At 41.6% G+C, this 4,578-nt stretch carries 7 protein-coding genes; 1 reads left to right on the forward strand and 6 read right to left on the reverse strand.

Features of this window, described 5'->3' with window-relative positions; genetic code table 11:
- The first annotated feature begins 364 nt into the window (after positions 1-364).
- Positions 365-610: a hypothetical protein gene (locus PX484_RS17100; protein WP_288104888.1), complete on the forward strand. Its 246-nt coding sequence runs from the start codon at positions 365-367 to the stop codon at positions 608-610.
- Positions 611-681: 71 nt separating this feature from the next.
- Here PX484_RS17100 and PX484_RS17105 read toward each other — a convergent pair whose 3' ends face one another.
- From PX484_RS17105 to PX484_RS17130, 6 genes are all read right to left on the reverse strand, one after another.
- The gene (locus tag PX484_RS17105; protein ID WP_008207369.1) at positions 682-1,080 is read right to left on the reverse strand and encodes a YidH family protein; all 399 of its coding nucleotides are present in this window, start codon (positions 1,078-1,080) and stop codon (positions 682-684) included.
- Positions 1,081-1,151: 71 nt separating this feature from the next.
- The gene (locus PX484_RS17110; protein WP_002762680.1) at positions 1,152-1,958 is read right to left on the reverse strand and encodes a prohibitin family protein; all 807 of its coding nucleotides are present in this window, start codon (positions 1,956-1,958) and stop codon (positions 1,152-1,154) included.
- 6 nt (positions 1,959-1,964) lie between these two features.
- Positions 1,965-2,603, reverse strand: a complete 639-nt coding sequence (locus tag PX484_RS17115; RefSeq protein ID WP_002762681.1) for a cadmium resistance transporter — start codon at positions 2,601-2,603, stop codon at positions 1,965-1,967.
- A gap of 30 nt (positions 2,604-2,633) precedes the next feature.
- Positions 2,634-3,209: a Crp/Fnr family transcriptional regulator gene (locus PX484_RS17120; protein WP_002762683.1), complete on the reverse strand. Its 576-nt coding sequence runs from the start codon at positions 3,207-3,209 to the stop codon at positions 2,634-2,636.
- 165 nt (positions 3,210-3,374) lie between these two features.
- Positions 3,375-4,049, reverse strand: a complete 675-nt coding sequence (locus tag PX484_RS17125; RefSeq protein WP_288094196.1) for a hypothetical protein — start codon at positions 4,047-4,049, stop codon at positions 3,375-3,377.
- A gap of 216 nt (positions 4,050-4,265) precedes the next feature.
- A partial coding sequence (locus tag PX484_RS17130) for an MgtC/SapB family protein (RefSeq protein WP_288104890.1) occupies positions 4,266-4,578 on the reverse strand: 313 nt, incomplete at its 5' end.

Here is a 4,578-nt window from a genome sequence, read left to right on the forward strand (position 1 = left end):
AGATATTTTAAAACTGTCTCTTGAAGCTAATTATGATGATTATCTTGAAAAAAAATGATAATTAGACAGAAGTTCTCTATGTGAACAAGAGAACTTTATCTTCTTTTGTTTTCAAAATGAGAATTGCTGTTGTCAACCAACCTATTTGCCGCCAGAGTGGATGGTATTGATCATGGTGGCGGTCTCGTTAAGTTGGGGCTTTTCTAAGGGTGTTGTGGTGGAATAGATCTGGCAGCAAGGTATTTTCTCAATTTTTTAGGAGCGTGTCAACCGTTATACTCCAGGAGGATGGGCGACTGTGACATAATTTGGGACTAGGTACGGTAAGAGTCGCTAGTGAACCCCGTTAGCCTTGGAGACTTCCTTGCTAGACACCATTTCCACCCTATCCCCAAAACTAACAGCGATCGAAACCACGGGAAATCCTCTCCCGAAAGTTGCCAATTGTTCCTCTACCTGTCGTTACTGTCGGTTTTATAAGTTTCAGGGGAGAGGAAATGGCTATTGTCAACGCTTGGGAGTCCCTGTTCACAGTCATTGGCGCGCTTGTCCTTTAATTTGTCCACCTTTCGCCCCTTCCTGGGAAAGGTCGGAAAATGGGCAATTTTAAGTAGTTATCTGGATTTTACCACCTGTATCGAGCAATTTTTTCCCCATCCCGCTCCCTGCGAGGATGGGGTTTTAATCGAAACCGATACTTTCCACTCCACCGCTATCGGGACTGGTGGCGACAAAATAGAGAATTCCCGATCCTAGACAGGCGATCGCTATACTAAAGCAAATAATCCAGACTTGAGCGGGTTCGTAGCTATTACTATCGATCGCTCGCCGGATGAGAAAATACCGGCGCGTGGCGATGACAACGATTAATAATCCCACCATAGCGAAGACAAAACCCAACAACCACCCCAATCCTAGTACAGTAGAAGATGCCGTCCGTAAACGCAAAATGACCAGACCAAAACCCATCAAAGCGATCGAGGCGCGCATCCAAGACAGATAGGTGCGTTCGTTGGCCGAATGATCTCGCCAGTAATCGGGGTTAAATTTCTGCTTTGTCTTTCGGGATTTAAACAGCATAGAGGAGTTCCTCGCAGTGAAGTTCAATAAAATCAAGTATTCTTTCTTATGGTTTTAATAAATTGTTTTTATCATCTAGTTTTTCGCTTATCTTTAACCAATTCAAGGGACTTAAGCAGATTATCATCCATAAATAGCGGAAGTTTACCGTCCCATCTTTCGATCGCTTTGTTCTGTAAAACTTCTGGACTTAAGGAATCTTGGAGAATGCGATGAGCTGCCGCCTCTCCTTTAGCCAGATTGATTTTCACTTCCGATTCTTTCAGAGCTTTCAGCACCATAAAACCGGCTTTTTTGGCCTCCTGTTCGGCAATTTGTTTGGCTTCCACCGCGTCGGTAAAGCGATCGGAAAAATTGACATGAACCAAAGAAATATCATCGACACCGATATGATAATTTTTCAGTCTTTCGCTCAAACGAATATCCACTTCTCCTTTCACCTCCTCCCGTTTAGTAATTAATTCTTCGGCGGTATATTTAGCCATAACTGCCTTGAGAATTTCCTCCACTGCTGGATCGATTACTCGTTCAATGACAGCCGCTTCATCGCCAATTTGTTGAAAAATAGTATTAACTTCTGATGCTAAAATATGCCAATTCAGGGCTACATCTGTAAATACTTCCTGTAGGTCTTTGGAGGAAGCTTCGGCCGCTATCTGTTGTTTTTGGATTCTCACACTTAGTTTTTTTACCGTGTTAACAACGGGAATAATCCCGTGAATGCCCTCATTAAGTATGTGATCTTGCACCTGTCCAAAAACCATTAAAACCCCTCTTTCTCCAGCATTGACAATCACGAAAGGATTAAAAATAATCGCCAAAATTAATAACAAAAAAAAGAGATTGCTTGGTCTAGCTAAAAGACGATTTTTAGGCATTCTTGGTTAAGACATTAAAAATAAACGATAGGATCGGCTGTCAACTAATATATAAATCCCTAGAAAAATATAGATAAAAGGACTAATTTTATGTCCGTAGTTTGTAACCACTTTAGCTATCCTGGGATGGGTAATCAAAAAATAGGCTAGGAGGCACCAAATCCCCATCATGAGATAAAAAACTATCATAATAATTAAGACGTGCATCGGGGAATTATTGGCAAAAAGAGAGGTATAGATACCAATATTATCACCACCATTAGCAACGGTCACGGCGGCAACGTAATAGGTTTGGGAGGGAAAACGAGGAAAAAAGGAGCGATTTTTAGAATAATTAACATCTTCTCTTACTTCTTGAATGTAATCCTCATTTTCCCTTGACAAAAGTTGTTTAATGCCGATAATCAAAGGAATAAATCCTAATAGACCAATCCATTCTTTAGAAACCAGTAACCCAAATAGTAACCCGAGGGAACTAGCTAGGAGAATCAGGGTAAAACCGAGGTATTGACCAATAATCAGGTGTCGAGGTCGAAAATTAGCATTAAGTCGCGAGAAAAACAACATTAGCACCATCAGATCATCGAGATTTGTGGCTACAAAACTCGTCACGCTAGTAATTAAAAGGGCTACTAACCAATTCATAGATTGAAAAAAGAGATAATCCTTCCCATTCTAAATCTCGTAGTGCCAGATGTCCTCCTCTCGTAAAAGAAGACGATGGACAGGAAGACGTTCCACGGCCCCCTGTTGTTCTAGACTATTAAGTGCGCGGGTAATTGTGACTCTGGTGGTTCCTAATAAGTCAGCGATATCCTGATGAGTTAGACGCACATCAATTAATTGTCCAGTACCAGTTTGTTTACCAAATTGATTGCCTAACCATGACAGTAATTTCACAACCATAATATCAGTACGTTTGTAGCTACGAATAATACTTAGCTCTTGTGCTTGCTGAAGATGAGACAGCAGAATTTCTGCCATTTGATAACTCTCAACTGTGGAAAAGGAAACTGCTTGTACAGGAGTGATGCACTCAACTTGATAGGGATTGACTCTCTCTAGGGTTTTACCGACAAAACTGCCAGGTCCCCACAATCCCAAGACGATCAGGGTTCCATCTTCTAACCAGGTGGAGGTTTTCACGACTCCACTCTCGATTTTCCAGAAATTAGGGTTTCTGAGGGGCAAAATCGCCCGATTATCAAAGTGCCAGCGATGGGGGGTTGGTGGTTGATAGGTAAGCGTCATGATTGGTAAGTAGTCGTGCAAAATTAATTTTCTAGTCGAGACTCCGAGACAGGAGACAGGAGACAGGAGACGGGAGACAGCTATTAGGGATCGGATTTGATAATTTTGGGGTAAAAACGATAATTACCCCAAAAAAGACCGATTGTATGCCCTTGCAAGCCCTATTTATTTCGGGGTGCTAGTCTTCTCCAGTTCCGTTGTGGCCGAGGAGATCAGTTCTTGCCAAGCTCGATCGCTTTCCTGTAGAGTTTGTTTAACAGCGTCGATGGTCTTTTCTACGCGAGTTTTCAGGAAAGGGGAAGCATTGTCTTTGAGTCGTTCGGTGTCGTCGGCTAAGATATCGATCGTCTCGGAGGTATTAACGAGGCTATTTTCTAGGGTAATAAGGTTGTTTTGCAGGGTTTCACTGAGTTTAGCCCCGGATTTGGTCAATTTTTTCGTCAATTTACTCACTTTTTCCCCTAGATCGTCAATATTATCCGCTAAGTCCTCTAGGTTGTCCTGTTGAGCTTCGATAATCTTCTTGTCGAGAGAAGGAGCGGCTAGTTGAGCCTTGAGGTCATCGATAGCCGATTTTGCCGCTTGGATGGCTTTTTCATAGGCAATTTGGGCATCTTCCAGAATTTTTGGGCTAGAAACCTCATTTTTTTTCTTAACGGGTTCCACCACAGTGCCACCCGTTGCCGTTGCACGGTCGATGACGGCCAACTGTTCGGGGAGTAGGGGCAAGGCGATCGCATTTCCCCTTCCCCCTAGGAGCAAAGTGACAGTTAAGAGGAAAATCAGCAGCCGGAAAACTTGATTTTTGAGGCTTTGAAAGCTCTTATTTCGGTTGATCATAGTTGAATTTTCTCCTGTTCAGAAAAGTGGTTACTCTATCTAAATATTATCACATAAAATTTTTGTTTTGTATTTGTTTATAATAAATTTTTCATAAAATTTATTATATTTTTTTGACCAATAAATTGCAGAAAAAACATAATCTTTTCGAGGTAAAAGCCAGTAAAGAAAAGCTTTTGCCCTCTCAAGAAAAATTAATTTTTATCACTTTTTTTATTAATGAGATGCTGAATTATCCGATGGATTTATTTCTTGATTAATCGTAGATATTTTCTTACGACCTTTAATATATTTGCCTAAAGATTTATTTTTCTTAAGTCGTTTAATGCCACTTAAAGTGCACAGAGAGAATAGAGTTCCCACCAGAACCATCTGCCATAAACCGCAACCAGAAGCCGCGCCTAATCCTGCCGCTAACCAGATAGTCGCCGCCGAAGTCAAACCTTTCACTTGTACCTTATTTAGTTCCCGATGGGATTGTTGTAGGATGATTCCCGCCCCTAAAAAACCGACACCAGAAGCGACCCCT

Source organism: Microcystis sp. M49636_WE2 (genome assembly GCF_030065375.1).
GTDB lineage: Bacteria > Cyanobacteriota > Cyanobacteriia > Cyanobacteriales > Microcystaceae > Microcystis > Microcystis aeruginosa_C.

Excerpts from the sequence above, each read along its gene's own strand:
- PX484_RS17105 (WP_008207369.1), bottom strand. The coding sequence starts at position 1,080 with ATGCTGTTTAAATCCCGAAAGACAAAGCAGAAATTTAACCCCGATTAC.
- PX484_RS17110 (WP_002762680.1), bottom strand. The coding sequence starts at position 1,958 with ATGCCTAAAAATCGTCTTTTAGCTAGACCAAGCAATCTCTTTTTTTTG.
- PX484_RS17115 (WP_002762681.1), bottom strand. The coding sequence starts at position 2,603 with ATGAATTGGTTAGTAGCCCTTTTAATTACTAGCGTGACGAGTTTTGTA.
- PX484_RS17120 (WP_002762683.1), bottom strand. The coding sequence starts at position 3,209 with ATGACGCTTACCTATCAACCACCAACCCCCCATCGCTGGCACTTTGAT.
- PX484_RS17125 (WP_288094196.1), bottom strand. The coding sequence starts at position 4,049 with ATGATCAACCGAAATAAGAGCTTTCAAAGCCTCAAAAATCAAGTTTTC.